This is a genomic window from Usitatibacter palustris (genome assembly GCF_013003985.1).
Classification (GTDB): Bacteria; Pseudomonadota; Gammaproteobacteria; order Burkholderiales; family Usitatibacteraceae; genus Usitatibacter; species Usitatibacter palustris.
Window position 1 is genome coordinate 2,433,558 of the sequence record NZ_CP053073.1, and the last position, 16,294, is coordinate 2,449,851.

The 16,294-nt window shown below is 66.9% G+C and carries 16 protein-coding genes; 4 read left to right on the forward strand and 12 right to left on the reverse strand.

Annotation, left to right across the window (positions count from 1 at the left end):
- Positions 1-2: 2 nt before the first annotated feature.
- Positions 3-1,604, reverse strand: coding sequence for an NAD+ synthase (locus tag DSM104440_RS11870; RefSeq protein WP_212758053.1), 1,602 nt, complete (start codon positions 1,602-1,604; stop codon positions 3-5).
- Positions 1,605-1,656: 52 nt separating this feature from the next.
- On the opposite strand from DSM104440_RS11870, the gene DSM104440_RS11875 reads away from it, so the two are divergent.
- The gene (locus DSM104440_RS11875) at positions 1,657-2,772 is read left to right on the forward strand and encodes a GNAT family N-acetyltransferase (RefSeq protein ID WP_212758054.1); all 1,116 of its coding nucleotides are present in this window, start codon (positions 1,657-1,659) and stop codon (positions 2,770-2,772) included.
- 7 nt (positions 2,773-2,779) lie between these two features.
- Here the strand turns inward: DSM104440_RS11875 and DSM104440_RS11880 are convergent, their stop codons facing one another.
- Both DSM104440_RS11880 and cysM read right to left on the reverse strand, forming a co-directional pair.
- Positions 2,780-3,553 (reverse strand): 3'-5' exonuclease, encoded by a 774-nt coding sequence (locus DSM104440_RS11880; RefSeq protein WP_171162877.1) that lies wholly within the window; start codon positions 3,551-3,553, stop codon positions 2,780-2,782.
- Between the two features lie 18 nt (positions 3,554-3,571).
- Positions 3,572-4,459, reverse strand: a complete 888-nt coding sequence (gene cysM / locus DSM104440_RS11885) for a cysteine synthase CysM (protein ID WP_171162878.1) — start codon at positions 4,457-4,459, stop codon at positions 3,572-3,574.
- 67 nt (positions 4,460-4,526) lie between these two features.
- Here cysM and DSM104440_RS11890 point away from each other — a divergent pair, with 67 nt between their 5' ends.
- From DSM104440_RS11890 to DSM104440_RS11900, 3 genes are read left to right on the forward strand one after another with little or no spacing between them, the layout of a single operon-like run.
- Positions 4,527-5,474 carry a Bug family tripartite tricarboxylate transporter substrate binding protein gene (locus DSM104440_RS11890; protein ID WP_171162880.1) on the forward strand — a complete coding sequence of 316 codons (948 nt, stop codon included), beginning with the start codon at positions 4,527-4,529 and terminating at the stop codon, positions 5,472-5,474.
- A gap of 14 nt (positions 5,475-5,488) precedes the next feature.
- The gene (locus DSM104440_RS11895; protein ID WP_171162882.1) at positions 5,489-6,679 is read left to right on the forward strand and encodes a CaiB/BaiF CoA transferase family protein; all 1,191 of its coding nucleotides are present in this window, start codon (positions 5,489-5,491) and stop codon (positions 6,677-6,679) included.
- An 11-nt stretch (positions 6,680-6,690) separates the two neighbouring features.
- Complete coding sequence (locus tag DSM104440_RS11900; RefSeq protein ID WP_212758055.1) at positions 6,691-7,491, forward strand: enoyl-CoA hydratase; 801 nt, start codon at positions 6,691-6,693, stop codon at positions 7,489-7,491.
- A 60-nt stretch (positions 7,492-7,551) separates the two neighbouring features.
- Here DSM104440_RS11900 and DSM104440_RS11905 read toward each other — a convergent pair whose 3' ends face one another.
- The 9 genes from DSM104440_RS11905 to DSM104440_RS11945 form a co-directional block, all read right to left on the reverse strand.
- The gene (locus DSM104440_RS11905) at positions 7,552-8,382 is read right to left on the reverse strand and encodes a ComEA family DNA-binding protein (RefSeq protein ID WP_171162886.1); all 831 of its coding nucleotides are present in this window, start codon (positions 8,380-8,382) and stop codon (positions 7,552-7,554) included.
- Positions 8,383-8,481: 99 nt separating this feature from the next.
- Positions 8,482-9,108, reverse strand: a complete 627-nt coding sequence (locus DSM104440_RS11910; RefSeq protein WP_171162888.1) for a hypothetical protein — start codon at positions 9,106-9,108, stop codon at positions 8,482-8,484.
- Positions 9,105-10,112, reverse strand: coding sequence for an ADP-glyceromanno-heptose 6-epimerase (rfaD, locus tag DSM104440_RS11915; RefSeq protein WP_171162889.1), 1,008 nt, complete (start codon positions 10,110-10,112; stop codon positions 9,105-9,107). The genes DSM104440_RS11910 and rfaD overlap by 4 nt, the downstream gene beginning before the upstream one ends.
- Positions 10,109-11,053 (reverse strand): D-glycero-beta-D-manno-heptose-7-phosphate kinase, encoded by a 945-nt coding sequence (gene rfaE1, locus DSM104440_RS11920; protein WP_171162892.1) that lies wholly within the window; start codon positions 11,051-11,053, stop codon positions 10,109-10,111. The genes rfaD and rfaE1 overlap by 4 nt, the downstream gene beginning before the upstream one ends.
- Entirely contained in the window at positions 11,050-12,369 is a 1,320-nt protein-coding gene (locus DSM104440_RS11925) for a UDP-glucose dehydrogenase family protein (protein WP_171162894.1), read from the reverse strand. Before DSM104440_RS11925 ends, rfaE1 begins: the two co-directional genes overlap by 4 nt.
- Positions 12,366-13,076, reverse strand: coding sequence for an orotidine-5'-phosphate decarboxylase (pyrF, locus tag DSM104440_RS11930; RefSeq protein ID WP_171162896.1), 711 nt, complete (start codon positions 13,074-13,076; stop codon positions 12,366-12,368). Before pyrF ends, DSM104440_RS11925 begins: the two co-directional genes overlap by 4 nt.
- The gene (lapB, locus tag DSM104440_RS11935) at positions 13,066-14,271 is read right to left on the reverse strand and encodes a lipopolysaccharide assembly protein LapB (protein WP_171162898.1); all 1,206 of its coding nucleotides are present in this window, start codon (positions 14,269-14,271) and stop codon (positions 13,066-13,068) included. Before lapB ends, pyrF begins: the two co-directional genes overlap by 11 nt.
- Positions 14,261-14,572, reverse strand: coding sequence for a LapA family protein (locus DSM104440_RS11940; protein WP_171162900.1), 312 nt, complete (start codon positions 14,570-14,572; stop codon positions 14,261-14,263). Before DSM104440_RS11940 ends, lapB begins: the two co-directional genes overlap by 11 nt.
- 60 nt (positions 14,573-14,632) lie before the next feature.
- Positions 14,633-16,216 (reverse strand): glycosyltransferase family 39 protein, encoded by a 1,584-nt coding sequence (locus DSM104440_RS11945; protein WP_171162902.1) that lies wholly within the window; start codon positions 16,214-16,216, stop codon positions 14,633-14,635.
- Positions 16,217-16,294 lie beyond the last annotated feature (78 nt).

The window sequence follows — 16,294 nt, forward strand, 5'->3', positions numbered from 1 at the left end:
TCTCAGGCCTTCGGGCGGAAGCCAGAGGTTATAGGATAGCGCCAGTCCTTGCCAAACCCGCGCGGGGTAATGCGCACGCCCGGCGGCGCCTGGCGGCGCTTGTACTCGTTCACGCGGATGAGATTGACGACCTGGCGCACGGCGGCGATGTCGTAGCCCATGCCCGCGATGGCCTCGGGCGTCATGTCGCGCTCCATGAAGCGCTCGACGACGGCATCGAGCACCTCGTAGGGCGGCAGCGTGTCCTGGTCCGTCTGGCCGGGGCGAAGCTCCGCGCTCGGTGCGCGGTCGATCACGCGCTGCGGGATCACGCGGCCCTTGGAATTGCGCCAGTTGGAGATCCGATAGACCAGCGTCTTCACGATGTCCTTGATCACCGCGAAACCGCCGGCCATGTCGCCGTAGAGCGTCGCGTAGCCGGTGGCCATCTCGCTCTTGTTGCCGGTGGTCACGACGATCGAGCCGAACTTGTTGGAGAGCGCCATGAGCAGCGTGCCGCGGATGCGCGACTGCAGGTTCTCCTCGGTCGCATCCTCGGCGCGGCCCTCGAAGCTCGTCGCGAGCTGCTCGCGGAAGGCAGCCATCATCGGCTTGATGGCGATCTCCGTGTACTTCACGCCCTGGATCTCGGCCATCTCGCGCGCATCCTCGATGCTCATCGAGGCCGTGTAGTCGGAGGGCATCATCACCGCGTGGACGCGATCCGCACCCAGCGCATCGACGCAGATCGCGAGCACGAGCGCGGAATCCACGCCGCCCGAGAGGCCGAGGATCACGCCGGGGAATCTGTTCTTGTCGACGTAGTCGCGCACGCCCGTCATCAGCGCGCGGTAGATGGTCTCTTCCTCGGTGAGCGGCGGCGCCATGCCGCCCTTCATCTCCCCGCCCTCGAACTCGAGGACGTCGAACGTCTCGCGGAAGGTCTCGCCCTGGTACGTCAACGCGCCCTGGCCGTCGAGCGCGAACGAAGCGCCGTCGAATACGAGCTCGTCCTGGCCGCCGGTCCAGTGCACGTAGAGCAGCGGCAGCCCCGTCTCCTTCACGCGCGAGCCCATCACGGCATAGCGCTCGGCGAGCTTGTTGCGATGGAAGGGCGAGGCGTTGATCGAGATCAGCACCTGCGCGCCGGCCGCCTTCGCCTGCCGGGCGGGCTCGGGGAACCAGAGGTCTTCGCAGATGGTGAGGCCGAACTTGGTGCCCTCGACTTCGAACACGCAGGCGCGGTTGCCGACGTCGAAGTAGCGCTTCTCGTCGAACACCGAGTAGTTCGGGAGCTTCTGCTTGAAGTAGATGTGCTCGATGCGGCCCCCGCGCAGGAGCGAGGCGGCGTTGTAGCGCGTGCGGCCTTCGCGATGCAGGTGGCCGACGACCACGCCCACGTCCAGGCAATAGGTGGCGAGCTTTTGCAGCTCGGAGGCGCATTGGTCGCAGAAATCGTCGCGCAGCAGGAGGTCTTCGGCCGGGTAGCCGCAGAGCGCGAGCTCGGGAGTGACGACCAGCCGGGCGCCCTGGGCGCGGGCTTCGTCGACGGCTCGGCGGATGCGGTCGGCATTGCCGGCGAAATCGCCCACGGTCGTGTTGATCTGGGCGACGACGATCTTCAAGGGGTAAACCGCTCCGGCCGCTAGAATTGAATCGTCATTATATCGAGCCGCCGTGTCCCTTCGCATCCTTGATTCGCTCGACTCCGTCGTCCCCGCCGACTGGGACCGGCTCGCGGGTGGCCATCCAACCCTCGCGCATGCCTTCCTCGACAGCCTCCACGCCGCGGGCTGCGCGACCCCGCAGACGGGCTGGGCGCCGCAATACCTCACGCTCTGGGAAGGCGAGCGGATCGTGGGCGCCGTGCCCCTGTACCTGAAGGGCCATTCCTATGGCGAATACGTGTTCGACTGGGCGTGGGCGGAAGCGCACGAACAACATGGCCTTGCCTACTACCCCAAGCTCCTCGCGGCCGTACCGTTCACCCCCGCCACGGGCCCCCGCCTGCTCGCCGAATCGGACGTGGTACGCAACCAGCTGGCCCTCGCGCTGCTCGACCTCGCGAAGCGATCGGATGTCTCGTCGCTTCACGTCCTGTTTCCCACCGAAGCCGATGCCGAGGTCCTGCGCGGGGCCGGAATGCTCGAGCGCACGGGCGTGCAGTTCCATTGGTCGAACCCCGGATACGCGACCTTCGACGACTTCCTCGCGGCGCTCTCCCACGACAAGCGCAAGAAGATCCGCCAGGAGCGCCGCAAGCTCGACGAGGCCGGCATTGCTTTCCGCAGGGTCACGGGTCGCGACGCGACCGAGGCCGACTGCGACTTCTTCACGCAGTGCTATCGGCGCACCTACCGAGCGCATCGCTCGACGCCGTACCTCAATCGCAAGTTCTTCGGCCTGCTCGCGAGCCGAATGCCCGACAACGTCCTGCTCGTGATCGCCGAGCGCGAGGGGAAGCCGGTGGCTTCGGCCATGGACCTCTTCACGCCCGCGGCACTCTACGGGCGCTACTGGGGAGCGATGGAGTACGTGCCGGGGCTGCACTTCGAGACCTGCTTCTACCAGGCGATGGCGTTCTGCATCGAGCGCGGCATCCCGCGCTTCGAGGGCGGCGCGCAGGGCGAGCACAAGCACGCGCGCGGGTTCCTCCCCGAAGTGACGCGCTCATTCCATTGGCTCGCGCATCCCGCGTTCGAGCGCGCGGTCGACGACTACCTCGAGCGCGAAGGCGAGCACATTGCCGCGTATGTGGACGAGCTGAACGAGCGAACGCCGTTCAGGAAATGAATCCCCGCTACACCCAGGCCGCGCCGAACGCCTTCCAGTGCGCCGCGGGCTGCTCGCCGACCCAGGCGCGCAGGAGCGCGACTTCGCGCTCGTAGCCTTCCGGCGTGAGCTGGCCGCGCATCATCTGGAACCGCTGGAAGAGCAGGTAGGTATTCGCGACGTCCGTCTCGCAGTAGGCGCGGATCGCGTCGATCTCGCCACGCTGCCACGCGGGCCACACCTGCGCGCCATCCATCCCGAGCTTGCCCGGAAGCCCCGTGAGGCGCGCCATGTCGTCGAGCGACGCGTTGGCGCGGTTCTGGTAGCCCGCGAGCACGTCCATGAGGTCCAGGTGCCGGGCGTGGAAGCGCGAGAGGTAATTGTTGAACTTGAATTCGCGGTCGTCTTCGCCCTGGTCCCAGTAGCGCAACGCAGTGACCCCATGGAAGAACGCGCGGTAGTGCAGCACGGGAAGATCGAAGCCCGAACCGTTCCACGACACGAGCTGGGGCGTGTACCGGTCGATGCCGTCGAAGAAACGGCGCACGAGCTCGCGCTCGTCATCCTGCGCGGTGCCCAGCGACCAGATCTTCACGCTGTCACCGTCGCGCAGCGCACAGGAGATCGCCACGATGCGATGCAGGTGCGGCTGCAGGAAGTCGCTGCCCGTCGCCTGCCGCCGACGCTGGCTCGCGAGCTCCACCACCGCGGCATCGCTCACGTCGGCGGCGATGTCCCAGAGCTTGCGGATGCCCGCGACGTCGGGAATCGTTTCGATATCGAAGACGAGGATCGGGACCATTGGATCAGTGACCGGCGCTCAGGCGGGAAACACGCCGGTGGACAGGTAGCGGTCGCCGCGATCGCACACGATGTGCACGATCACCGCGTTCTTCACTTCGGCCGAGATCTTGAGCGCCGCAGCGAGGCCCCCGCCCGACGAAACGCCCGCGAAGATGCCCTCCTCGCGCGCCAGGCGCCGGGTCATTTCCTCGCTCTCGTCCTGCGAGACTTCGAAAATGCGGTCGACGCGCGCGCGTTCGTAGATCTTCGGCTGGTACTGCTCGGGCCACTTGCGGATGCCGGGCACCTGCGCCCCGGGAGCCGGATGCACGCCGACTACCTGGATGGCGGCGTTCACTTCCTTGAAGTAGCGCGAGCAACCCATGATCGTGCCGGTCGTTCCCATGGTCGCGACGAAGTGCGTGAGCTTGCCCTCGGTCTCGCGCCAGATTTCGGGCGCGGTGCCCACGTAGTGCGCGAGCGGATTGTCCGGATTGGCGAACTGGTCGAGGATCACGCCCTCGCCCGCTTCGCGCATGCGCTCCGCCGTGTCGCGCGCGAGCTCCATGCCGCCGCTTTCGGGCGTCAGCACGAACTGCGCGCCGTACGCGGCCATCGTCTGGCGGCGCTCGATGGAAAGGTGCTCGGGCATCACGAGGACCATGCGATAGCCGCGCATGGCCGCGACCATCGCGAGCGCGATGCCGGTGTTGCCGCTCGTGGGCTCGATCAGCGTGTCGCCCGGCTTGATCTCGCCGCGTCGTTCCGCGCCGAGGATCATCGACAGCGCGGGGCGGTCCTTCACGGAGCCGGCGGGATTGTTGCCCTCGAGCTTCGCAAGGATGACGTTGGACGTCTTTCCGGGGATGCGTTGCAGGCGAACGAGCGGCGTATTGCCGACGAATTGTTCGAGTGTGGATGTCATTGTCTGTACGGAAGTATAGCCGCGCAGGGTGCTACATTGGCGGCGCGCCTGGAACCCGGGAGGGAGCATGTTTCGCACCACGTTGTTGTTCGTTTCGCTCTTCGCTACCGCGTCGGTCGCCGCGTGGCCCGAGAAGCCGATCAAGGTCTACATCGGATACACGGCCGGCGGATCGACCGACGTCGTCGGCCGCCTGATCGCGCCGCGCCTCGCGGAAAGACTCGGCCAGCCGATCGTGATCGAGAACAAGCCCGGGGGTGCGGGCGACCTCGCCGCGGAGCTGATGCTGCAATCGCCTCCCGACGGCTACACCCTGATGCTCACCACGGTGGCGGTGCATGCGATCAACCCGGGCCTCTACAAGGTCCGCAAGTTCGACGCGATCACGGACTTCACGCCGGTGGCCATGGTCGGTTCGTATCCGATGATTCTCATCGCCTCTCCGCAGACGTCGTTCAAGACACTCGCCGAGCTGAAGGACCTCGCCGCGAAGGCGCCGACGTTCTATTCGTCCTCGGGCGTGGGCTCGCCGGGACACCTTTCCGGAGAGCTGCTGGTGCGCGCGCTCAGCGCGACCATCACCCACGTTCCCTACAAGGGCGGAGCCCCGTCCGTCCTCGCCATCATGTCGGGCGAGGCGCAGCTCAATTTCGCGACACTGCCGGCCGTCACGCCGCAGATCCGCGGCAACAAGGTGCGCGCCATCGGACTCGCCTCGAAGGAACGCAATCCCGCGGTGCCCGACGTTCCTACGCTCATCGAGTTGGGACTGCCCGACTTCGACGTCGGAACCTGGACGGGCTTCGTCGGACCGAAGGGCCTGCCGCAGGAGATGGTGACGAAGTTCAACGCCGCCGTGGCTGCCGTGCTCGCGGAGCCCGCGATTCGCCAGCGCCTCGCCGACGAAGGCGCGGAGATCCGCACGATGTCGCCTGCCGAATTCGGCGCCTTCATGCGCGCCGAGAACGCGCGCTGGGTGAAGGTCGTGCGCGACGCCGGCATCACACCGCAGTAATCACGCGACGACCCATGCCCCACATCCCCGCTTCGCAAGCCCTCGCGCGCTTTCGCGTGATCGACCTCACCCAGGTGCGCGCCGGCCCGACGGCCGCGCGCCAGCTCGCCGACTGGGGCGCCGACGTGATCCAGGTGCAGATGCCCGAACACATGCGCGGCGACGACACACTCGGTGGGCAAGAGGGTTCGGACTACCAGTACACGCACCGCAACAAGCGTTCGATCACGCTGAACCTCAAGGAAGCCGAGGGCATCGCCGTCCTGAAGAAGCTCATCGAGAAGGCCGACGTCGTGCTCGAGAACTTCCGGCCCGACGTGAAGAATCGCCTGGGCATCGACTACGAGACGCTCGAGAAGATCAACCCGGGCCTCGTGTACGCGAGCATTTCCGGATTCGGCCAGACGGGCCCGTACGCACAGCGTCCCGGCTTCGACCAGATCGCGCAGGGGATGGGCGGCCTGATGTCGGTCACCGGTCTTCCCGGGCAAGGCCCGGTTCGCGTGGGCATTCCCATCGCCGACCTGTGCGGCGGCATCTTCGCGGCCTACGGCGTGGTGGTCGCCCTCCTCGAGCGCGAGCGCTCGGGCAAGGGCCAGTGGGTCCAGACCTCGCTCCTGCAGGCGATGCTCTACATGATGGATTTCCAGACGGCGCGCGCGACGATCGACGGCGAGGTTCCGGGGCAGGCGGGCAATTTCCACCCGACCAGCATTCCGACGGGCGTGTACAAGACGAAGGATGGCCACATCAACATCGCGGTGTTCGGCGGCAAGATCTGGGAGCGCTTCGCGGAAGTGATGGGCGCGCCCGAGTGGATCGCCGACGAGCGCTCGCAGAGCAAGTCGGCCCGCTCGGTGCATCGCGACTGGCTCAACGCCGAGATTGAACGCCGCTTGCAGGCGAACACGAGTGACTACTGGATCGAGAAGCTCAACGCGGCCGGTGTCGCGTGCGGGCGCATCAACGACATGAAGCAGGCCTTCGACGAACCGCAGGTGCAGCACCTGGGCATGGTGCAGGAGGTCGAGTCGCCGCACCTGGGCAAGCAGAAGCTCATGGGACAACCCGTGACGCTTTCGCGCACGCCCTCGCGAATCGCGCGAACCACGCCACGCCGCGGCGAGCACACCGAGGAGATCCTCGCGGAGGCCGGCTTCGACCGCACCACGCTCGAGCGCATGAAGGCCGCAGGAGTCTACTGAGGATGAACGACATGACCTATCCCTCCACCACCGAGCGCGTGAAGTCCTGGCTCGAAGGTTCGGTGCTGCACATCTGCTTCAACAATCCGGCCAAGCACAACGCGCTGTCGGTCGACATGTGGGAGGCCGTTCCGCTGCTCCTGGATCGCGCTGAAAAGGACGATGGCGTGCGCATGGTCGTGTTCTCCGGCGCGGGCGAGAAGGCCTTCGTCTCGGGCGCGGACATCTCGCAGTTCGAGGACCAGCGCGCGGCGAAGGAAGCGGTGAAGAAGTACGAGCAGATGGCCGAAGCCGCCCTCGAAGGCATCTACGAATTCGGCAAGCCCACGGTGGCGGCGATCAACGGCTATTGCATCGGCGGCGGCGTGAACGTGGCGATCAGCTGCGACATCCGCATCGCCACGCCCAATTCCGTGTTCTCGATTCCCGCCTCGCGCCTGGGGCTGGGCTACCGGGTCTCGGCGATGCGCAACCTCACGCACCTCGTCGGCCCCGGCAACGCGAAGGACATCTTCTTCACCGGCCGGCGCTTCGATGCCGCCGAAGCCCAGCGCATCGGCCTCATCAACCGCATCGCGAGCCCCGGGGACCTCGAGCCGCTGCTCAAGGAGTACACCGACGCGATCACCACCGGCGCGCCGCTCACGATCAAGGCGGGCAAGCGGATCATCCGCGAGGTGCTCAAGCCCGACGCCGATCTCGATGTCGAGATGTGCCGGCGCCTGATCCTCGATTGCTTCGAGAGCGAGGACTACGCGGAGGGCCGGCGTGCCTTCATGGAGAAGAGAAAGCCCACCTTCAAGGGGAAGTAGCCCGCGCAAAGAAAAAGCCCCGCCGAAGCGGGGCTTTTTTCATGGTGCGGGTGCTGCGAGTTACTTGGTCGGCTTGGGCGGCTCGGCCTTCTTCGGATCGGCCTTCGCATCCGCAGCGGCCTTATCCTTCGCGGCCTTCTCGTCGGCCGCGGCCTTCGTGTCGGACGCCTTCGCGTCCTTGCCAGCCTTGTCCTTCGTGGACTTCGCGTCCTTGGCGGCCTTTTCCTTCGCGGCCTTCTCGTCGGCGGCGGCCTTGGCCTTCGCGGCCTTCTCGTCCTTCGCGGCCTTTTCCTTCGCCGCCTTTTCTTCCTTGGCGGCCTTTTCCTTCGCGGCCTTCTCGTCCTTCGCCGCCTTGTCCTTCGCCGCCTTCTCTTCCTTCGCGGCCTTGTCCTTCGCAGCCTTCTCTTCAGCCGCGGCCTTCTTCGGGTCTACGGGCTTGGCGGGCGGCGCGGGCTTGTCGGCAGGCTTCGCGGGCGGGGCCTTGTCAGCCGGCTTGTCGGCGGCCTTCGTGGGGGCCGGCGCAGGTGCGGGTGCGGGCTTGTCGGCGGCGGGCTTCGTCGCCGGGGCCTTGTCGGCAGCAGCGGCAGGCTTCGCGGGCGCGGCGGCCTTGTCGTCCTTCTTCGGCGCCGGATCCGAACGGCCGGAGAGCATGACGTCCTTCTTGATCTTGTCGTACGTCGCGTCGCCGATGCCGTCGACCTTCTTCAGGTCGTCGAGCGACTTGAACGGGCCGTTCTTCGTGCGGTAGTCGATGATGGCTTGCGCCTTCACCGGGCCGACGCCGTCGAGCGTCTCGAGTTGTTCTTTCGTTGCTGAATTCACGTTGATGCCCGCGAACGCCATGCCGACATAGGCAATGAGCGCCACGAACAAGGCTATGAGCTTCTTCATGTCTGATCCCCTTGGATGTTCGTTTCGAACCGCCGAGCCGGCAGTTCCCCCTTGATTCAGCTCCCGGTCCGGTGGTCCGGTTTCTTGGGAACTTTTTGATTATACGGGGTTTTTGCGCGAAGCCGCAGGTTCCAGGACTTCCAGCCGCGCCTCGTCGATCCAGGCCTTGCCCGAACCTTCGATGATCGCGCCGACCTCGAGGAGCCCGGCTTCCTTCGGCACGACGAACTCGACCTCGACGCGCTTCCAGTCCGAGGTGCCGGTCGCCTGCGTCTGCCAGTGGCCCATGTTCGAGCCATGCGGATACTGGGCGATGGCCATGGGTCCCACGCCCTTGCCCTCGAATCCCTCGAGGCGCACGGCGATGGACAGGCGCACGCGCGCGCCATGCAACGCCGAGAGGTCCTGGAGCACCTGCATCGTGAGCGCCCAAGGCTCCTTGTGCGTGCCCGGTTCGACTTTCATGCTGCGCTTGCCGGCCGCGGGGCGCGTTTCGTCCACCGTGAAGCGGAACGCATCGGGGTTGTTGTGGACGGTGCAGCTCCAGCGCGGCGGGCAGCGGTACTGCGGCGCCGGGTCGGCTTCGAAGCCGGGATTGGCCAGCGTGACCTGGCGCGGTCCCGCAGCGGTTACCGGCGCCGGCGAGCCCGCGACCTGTTGCGGCCCGGGGGTCACGCAACCCAGCAGGAAGAGCGCTGCCGAGATCAACGCAAGCACGACTTTCATTTCCCGGCCTCGCCGCGCGCGATGCGCTCGGTGACGTAGCGCGCCACGCCCTGCTCGACATCGAGGAAGGGTTCCGTATAGCCCGCTGCGCGCAGCGCCGACATGTCGGCCTGCGTGTAGCTCTGGTACTTGCCCACGAGTTGCGCCGGGAACGCGATGTACTCGATCGCGCCTTCGCGCTTCAGCTCGGCGAGGGACAGCGCCTTCTCGCCTTTCGACTGGCGCACGGCGTTGATCGTGGCCGCGGCGACATCGTTGAAGCTGCGCGCCTTGCCGGTACCGACGTTGAAGATGCCCGAGAGCTTCGGATGGTCGAGGAAGAACAGGTTCACGCGCACCACGTCTTCCACGGATATGAAATCGCGGATCTGCTCGCCCGGGCCGTAGCCGCCGCTGCCCTCGAACAGCTTCACCTTGCCCTGCGACAGGTATTGGTTGAAGAAGTGGAATGCGACAGACGCCATGCGGCCCTTGTGCGACTCGCGCGGCCCGTAGACGTTGAAGTAGCGAAAGCCCGCGACCTGGCTCGCGCGCGACTCGATCATGCGGCGCACGTATTGGTCGAAGAGGAACTTCGAGTAGCCGTAGACGTTGAGCGGCGCCTCGTGCTCGCGCGACTCCTTGAACACGGTGCCGCCTCCGTAGACGGAGGCCGAGGAGGCATAGATGAACGGGATGGAATGGTCCTGGCACCACTCGAGGAGGTCCACCGAGTAGCGGTAGTTGTTCTCCATCATGTAGCGGCCGTCGGTCTCCATCGTGTCGGAGCACGCGCCCTGGTGCAGCACCGCGGCAATGCCGGTCTCGAATGCCGAGTGGCGGATGCGGTCGATGAAATCCTGCTTGTCGAAGTAGTCGGCGATCTCGCAGTCGGCGAGGTTGGGCATCTTCTCGGCGCGCGAGAGGTTGTCCACCGCGATGATGTCGGCCATGCCGCGCGCATTGAGCGCCTTCACGACGTTGGCGCCCACGAATCCGGCCGCACCCGTGACGATCAGCTTCATTTGCCCTCCAGCGACGCCACGAGCTCTTCGCGAGTCACGACAGCGGTTCCGAGCTTGCCCACGACGATACCGGCCGCGTGGTTCGCCACCCGCATCGCGGCGTGCAGGTCGGCGCCCGAGGCGACCATGAGTGCCAGCGTGGCGATGACGGTGTCGCCCGCGCCGGAGACGTCGTAGACCTCCTGGGCGCGCGTGGCCTCGTGCCACGCCTCCTTCGCGGTGAAGAGCGACATGCCCTCCTCGCTGCGCGTCACGATGAGCGCATCGAGGTCGAGGTCGGCGCGGAGCTTGCGCGCGCGGCGCTCGAGGTCGGCGTCGTCGCTCCAGCGGCCGGCCACCTCGCGGAACTCGCCGCGGTTGGGCGTGAGGAGCGTCGCGCCCTTGTAGCGCGTGTATTCGTGGCCCTTCGGATCGACCAGCACGGGCTTGCCGTTCTCGCGCGCGATCTGGATCATCCGGCCGACGTGCTCGAGCCCGCCCTTGCCGTAGTCGGAGAGGATGATGACTTCGGCCTGGTCGACGAGACGCGTGTATTCGTCGAGCTTCGCCGCCAGCACCTCGTGGCCCGGCGGCCGTTCGAAATCGATGCGCAGCAACTGCTGCTGGTGGCCGATCACGCGCAGCTTCACCGTGGTGGAGAGCTCGCGGTCGCGATGCAGCGAGGCGATCACGCGCTCGCGCAGCAGGAGATCCTCGAGCGCGCGGCCGGCCTCGTCCTCGCCGACAACCGCCAGGAGCGTGGCATGTCCACCGAGTGCGGTGATGTTGCGCGCCACGTTCGCAGCACCCCCGGGACGCTCCTCGGTGCGCTTCACGTGCACGATCGGCACGGGCGCCTCGGGGGAGATCCGGCTCACGTCGCCGAACCAGTAGCGGTCGAGCATGACGTCGCCCACCACGAGGATGCGGCGATTGGCGAGATCGGGAAGTGGGGCGTTCATCGGCCGATCGGATGGTACTCGATGCCCTGCTCGCGCACGGCGGCCGGCTCGTAGAGGTTGCGGCCATCGAAGATGACCGGCTGCTTGAGGCCCGCGCGCAGCGCCTCGAAGTCGGGGCTGCGGAACTGCTTCCACTCGGTCACGATCACGACGGCGTCCGCGCCCTTCGCGCATTCGGCGGCGGAGGCCGCGAACGTGATGCCCTTCTGGCCCGCGAACGCCTTGCGCGCTTCGTCCATCGCGACCGGGTCGAACGCCGAGACCGTCGCACCGCGCGCGAGAAGCCCCGCGATCACGACGCGGCTGGGCGCTTCGCGCATGTCGTCGGTGTTGGGCTTGAACGCGAGGCCCCAGATCGCGAAGTGCCGGCCGGCGAGGTTTTCGCCGAAGCGCTTCACGATCTTCTGCACGAGCACTTCCTTCTGGCGATCGTTGGCCTCCTCGACCGCGCGAACGACCTTCAGGTCGATGCCCTGCTCCTGGCCGATGCGCAGGAGCGCCGTGACGTCCTTGGGAAAGCACGAGCCGCCGTAGCCGGTTCCGGGATAGAGGAAGTGATAACCGATACGCGGGTCCGAACCGATGCCGACGCGAACGTGTTCGATGTCCGCGCCGAGCCGCTCGGCAAGGAGGGCCAGCTCGTTCATGAAGGAAATGCGCGTGGCGAGCATCGCGTTGGCCGCGTACTTCGTGAGCTCCGCCGAGCGGATGTCCATCACCTGCAGGCGGTCGTGGTTGCGCTGGAAAGGCTGGTAGAGCTCACGCATGCGCGCGATGGCATCCGGATCGTCCGCGCCGATGATGATGCGATCCGGGCGCATGAAGTCCTCGATCGCGGCACCTTCCTTGAGGAACTCCGGATTCGAAACCACCGAAAATGCATGGCTCGCCTTGCGCTGCGCGAGGCCCTGCTTGATGGCCTCGTGAACCTTGTCCGCTGTACCCACGGGAACCGTCGACTTGTCGACCACGACACGCGGGCCGTCCATGTGCGCAGCGATTCCCCGCGCGGCCGCCAGGACGTATTGGAGGTCCGCCGAGCCATCCTCGCCGGGCGGCGTGCCGACCGCGATCATCTGGATCGTGCCGAATCGCGCGCCTTCGACCGGATCCGTGGTGAAGCGCAGGCGCCCGCTCGCGGCGTTGGCGCGGACGATCTCGGCGAGCCCCGGCTCGTGGATGGGAATCTCGCCGCGCTCGAGCATGTCGATCTTGCGCTGGTCGAGGTCGACGCACACGACGTGGTTGCCGACGTCCGCGAGGCAGGCACCCGTGACGAGGCCCACGTATCCGGTTCCGATGATGCTGACCTTCATTTCCTGCGGCTCTCTTCTTCCAGCGAACGATGAATGGCTTCGAGCGTGGCGACCGGATCTTCCGAGCGCGTGACCGACCGCCCGATGACGAGGTAGTCCGCGCCCAGGCGCAGGGCTTCAGGCGGCGTCACGACACGGGCCTGGTCGGCCTTCGCATCACCCTCGAGGCGAATGCCGGGCGTGACCAGCGTGAACGTGGTTCCCGCCGAGGCACGGACCCACGGCGCTTCCTGCGCGGAGCACACCACGCCATCGAGGCCGCATTCGCGCGCGAGGCGCGAAAGACCCTCGACGCGGCCACGCACGCCGTCGGCGAAACCCACCTGCCGCAGGCTGTCGTCGTCGAGGCTCGTGAGGATCGTGACCGCGATGAGCAGCGGCGGCTTGGTGACGCTCGCGACCGCGTCGCGCGCCGCGCGCATCATCGCCTCACCACCGCTCGCGTGGACGTTGACCATCCAGACGCCGAGCGCGGCGGCCGCCTTGCAGGCGCCGGCGACCGTATTGGGAATGTCGTGGAACTTGAGGTCGAGGAACACTTCGAAGCCGCGCTCCTGGAGCTTGCCGATGAGCGCGGGCCCGGTGGCGACGAAGAGTTCCTTGCCGACCTTGACGCGGCAAAGGCGCGGATCGAGGCGCGCCGCGCACGCGAGCGCCTCGTCGGCGGACGGGAAGTCGAGCGCGACGATGACGCGCCTATTGTCCAATCTGGATCCTTGCGAGATGGCGGTCCGCGGTGTCGAGCTCCGCGGTGCGCCGCGCCGAGAACGTCTCCCAGCCGCCGCAGGCCGGGCATTGCCAGAAGAACTGGCGCGCGCGGAAGCCGCAGTTCGCGCACAGGTACACCGCGAGCGCCTGCGCGTGCGAATGCACGAGGTTCTTCATGAGCTGCAGATCCTGGCGCTTGTCGGGCGGCGCGCGCAGGAGCTCCGCATCGACGAGCCGATCGAGGCCCACCAGCGTGGGATTGCGGCGCACTTCGTCGCGCACGAGACGCCACGCGGCTTCGTCGCCTTCCTGCTCGGCGGTGGCCTGGTAGACGACGTTGAGCAGGTCGAGGCCCGGGTAGCTGTGCTGCAGCCCGCGCAGAAGGGCGAGGCCTTCACCGAGTTGACCGAGCGCGCGATAGCTTTCGAACATGCCCTCGGCTGCGAGACCGAAATACGCGGGATCCTGCGATTCGATCGCCTTCCAGGCCGCGATCGCCTCTTCATGCTTGCCGGCGCGTGCCAGCCATTCGCCGCGCAACAGGTTCGCGCGAACGCACTTTCGATTGGCCTCGAGCGCCTTCGCAAGGAACGCGTCTGCACCCTCGCCGCGCCCGTGGACCTGCTCGGTGATCGCGAGCTCACAGTAGTAGTTCGCGATCTCCTTCTGGTAGTTGCGCTTGGCACTCACTTCGAGCTTCTTCGCCGCGCCGATCGCCTTGGCCCAATCCTTCTCCTGGATGTAGATATCGAGGAGCTGGCGATGCACGTCGGCCGACGGATCGGCCTCGGCCATCTTCGCGAGCACCTGCTCGGCGTGATCGAGCAGGCCGGCCTTGAAGTAGTCCTCGGCGAGCTCGAACGACGCCTGGCGGCGCTCGTCGGGCGGAAGGTCCTCGCGCGCGACGAGGTCCTGGTGCATGCGGATCGCGCGATCGACTTCGCCGCGCCGGCGAAAGAGGCTGCCCAGCGCGAACTGCAGCTCGACCGTGTCGGGATGCTCCTTCGCGACGAGCAGGAAGGATTCGATCGCCTTGTCGGGTTGCTCGTTGAGGAGGAAGTTCAGGCCGCGGAAATACGACGAGGGCATCTGCCGCGATTCGGAGAGCAGCGACCTGAGATCCACCCGCGCCGCCACCCAGCCCATGCCGAAAAACACCGGCAGGGCCAGCAACCACCAGAATTCAAACTCCATGGACGTCCGGTCTCGCGTCGTCGGGCGGGCCGGCCTGGATGACCGGCGGCGTGGCGGCGAGCAGGGCCGCGGCCTTGCGCAGGCGCCCGAGCTCGCGCCGCTGGCGAACCACCGTCGGAATCCAGGCGAGCAGGCCGATCACCACGCCCGCCACGAAGACGATCAGCAGCACGAAGACGAGCGGCGCCTGCCAGACCTGGCCGGGAAGGCCGTGCAGCTCGATCTGTTGCGCGTTCTTGACGGCAAACCAGACGAGGATGACGACGATGGCGAGACGCAGGATCCAGACGAGGGCTTGCATCGCAGCGTGAGGGAACGGGCCGGTTCGGAGTTGGCCGCTATTCTAGCTGGCGCGGGTCCCTCATGGGCTGCGGAGCTGGAAAACGACGTGGGTCGGGTAGCGGCGAATGGGCTCTCCGTAGAGCGTCCGGAGCGCATCGATGCACTTGGGCGCCTCCTTGAACGGCTGCCCCCAGCGGTAGTCGGTGAAGAACACGAGGTAGCGCGCGCCGGTCGCCCGGACCGCCGTTGCGTCGGCGAGGTCGACGAAGGACCGGAAGTGAAACCGCGCATCCAGCGGCACCTCGCCGTACATCGATCCGGTGAGGCACAGGTTGTGGACGAATCCCTGCGCGGTCGGGTGGCGGTGCTGCGGCGCGAACCACGCGAACCAGTTGGTGGGCGCCATGAAAGTGAACGGAGCCTCGACCACGGGTTCGTCGCCGGGGAAATCGCTGTAGAACCCGGGAAGTGCCAGCGGCTTCAACTGGTTCGCGAGGACGTTGTGCTCGAAGCGGTAGTCGAGGTGATAGACCATGTGCCCGAACCACTGCGGATTGCGCAATACGAGCGGGAACGTCGGGACCGCGGCGAGGTAGGTGACGGCCACCGCGGCGACCATCGCCATCGATCCGGGCAGCTCGCGCAACCGTCCCAATCCGCGCAAGGCGAAGTCGAGGCCGATGGCCGTCCAGAACAGCACGATCACCTGCGCCGGAATCACGTAGCGGCCGAACGTGTGCCCGAAGATCGTCCAGGCGCCACGCGCCACGAGCACGACGAGGATGGGCACCACCACGACCGCGATGAGATAGAGGCCGAGCGCGCGCTGCTCGCGCACGAGAAGAGCGGCGCCCACCAGCGCGAGCACCAGTCCGATCGCGGTCACCGCGTCGGGCAGCCCCCCCAGGAAGATCGAGATCATTCGCCACAGGGTGTAGGCATCGGGCACGTGCGTGCTTCCGGCTTTCGCCGAAAGCGACGCGAAGTCCGAGATGAGCGGAGCGGCGAGCAGTGCGGCCATCGCCACGCTCACAGCCGCGCCGAGCGCGATCGTGCGCACGAGGGGCCCGCGTCCTTCGCAGCGCATGCGCGCGAGATCCTCGGCGAGGACGAAGAGCAGCGCGGCTGCGGGAAAGAGCGATACGAGCGGGTGCAGCCACGCAGCGAAGGCGACGCATGCAACGACACCCGCGGCGACCGCGAGCGTCGGCCGCGTCCGCCAGCGCCAGATGAGCGCGAGGGCCACGACCGTGAGCAGCACCGTGATCGCGTAGGGCCGCGCGAACCGCGAGTAGAAAACGAGGAACGGAGCGCCCGCGACGAATGTCGCAGTCCATATCGCCACGGACGCGCGTTGCGTCGCGCGCCAGGCGAGCAACCCGGCGACCGGAACGGTTACAATGCCCGCCAGCACCTGCGGCAAGCGGAAGTTCACTTCGTCGAGCCCGATCGTGTCGACGATTGCCTTGTAAAAAAGGGTCAACGGGATCGAATGGTCCGCGTGGCCGAAAGATGCGAAGACCTGTGCATAGGTCGCGCCGAGCAGCTTGTGGATGGCGTGCCACTCGTCGTCGATGACGATCTGGGTGGGAAGATTCCAGGTGCGCAGGAAGGCCGCCACGGCGGTGAGCAACAAGAGGACAACAACCAGGCGCGGGGCCATTGCTCCGGCGCCCGGGCTCGAATCCGGCGACTGACCTTGCATCCCGCCCAAACCGAAATCCCTCCGAAAGCTTCCCTG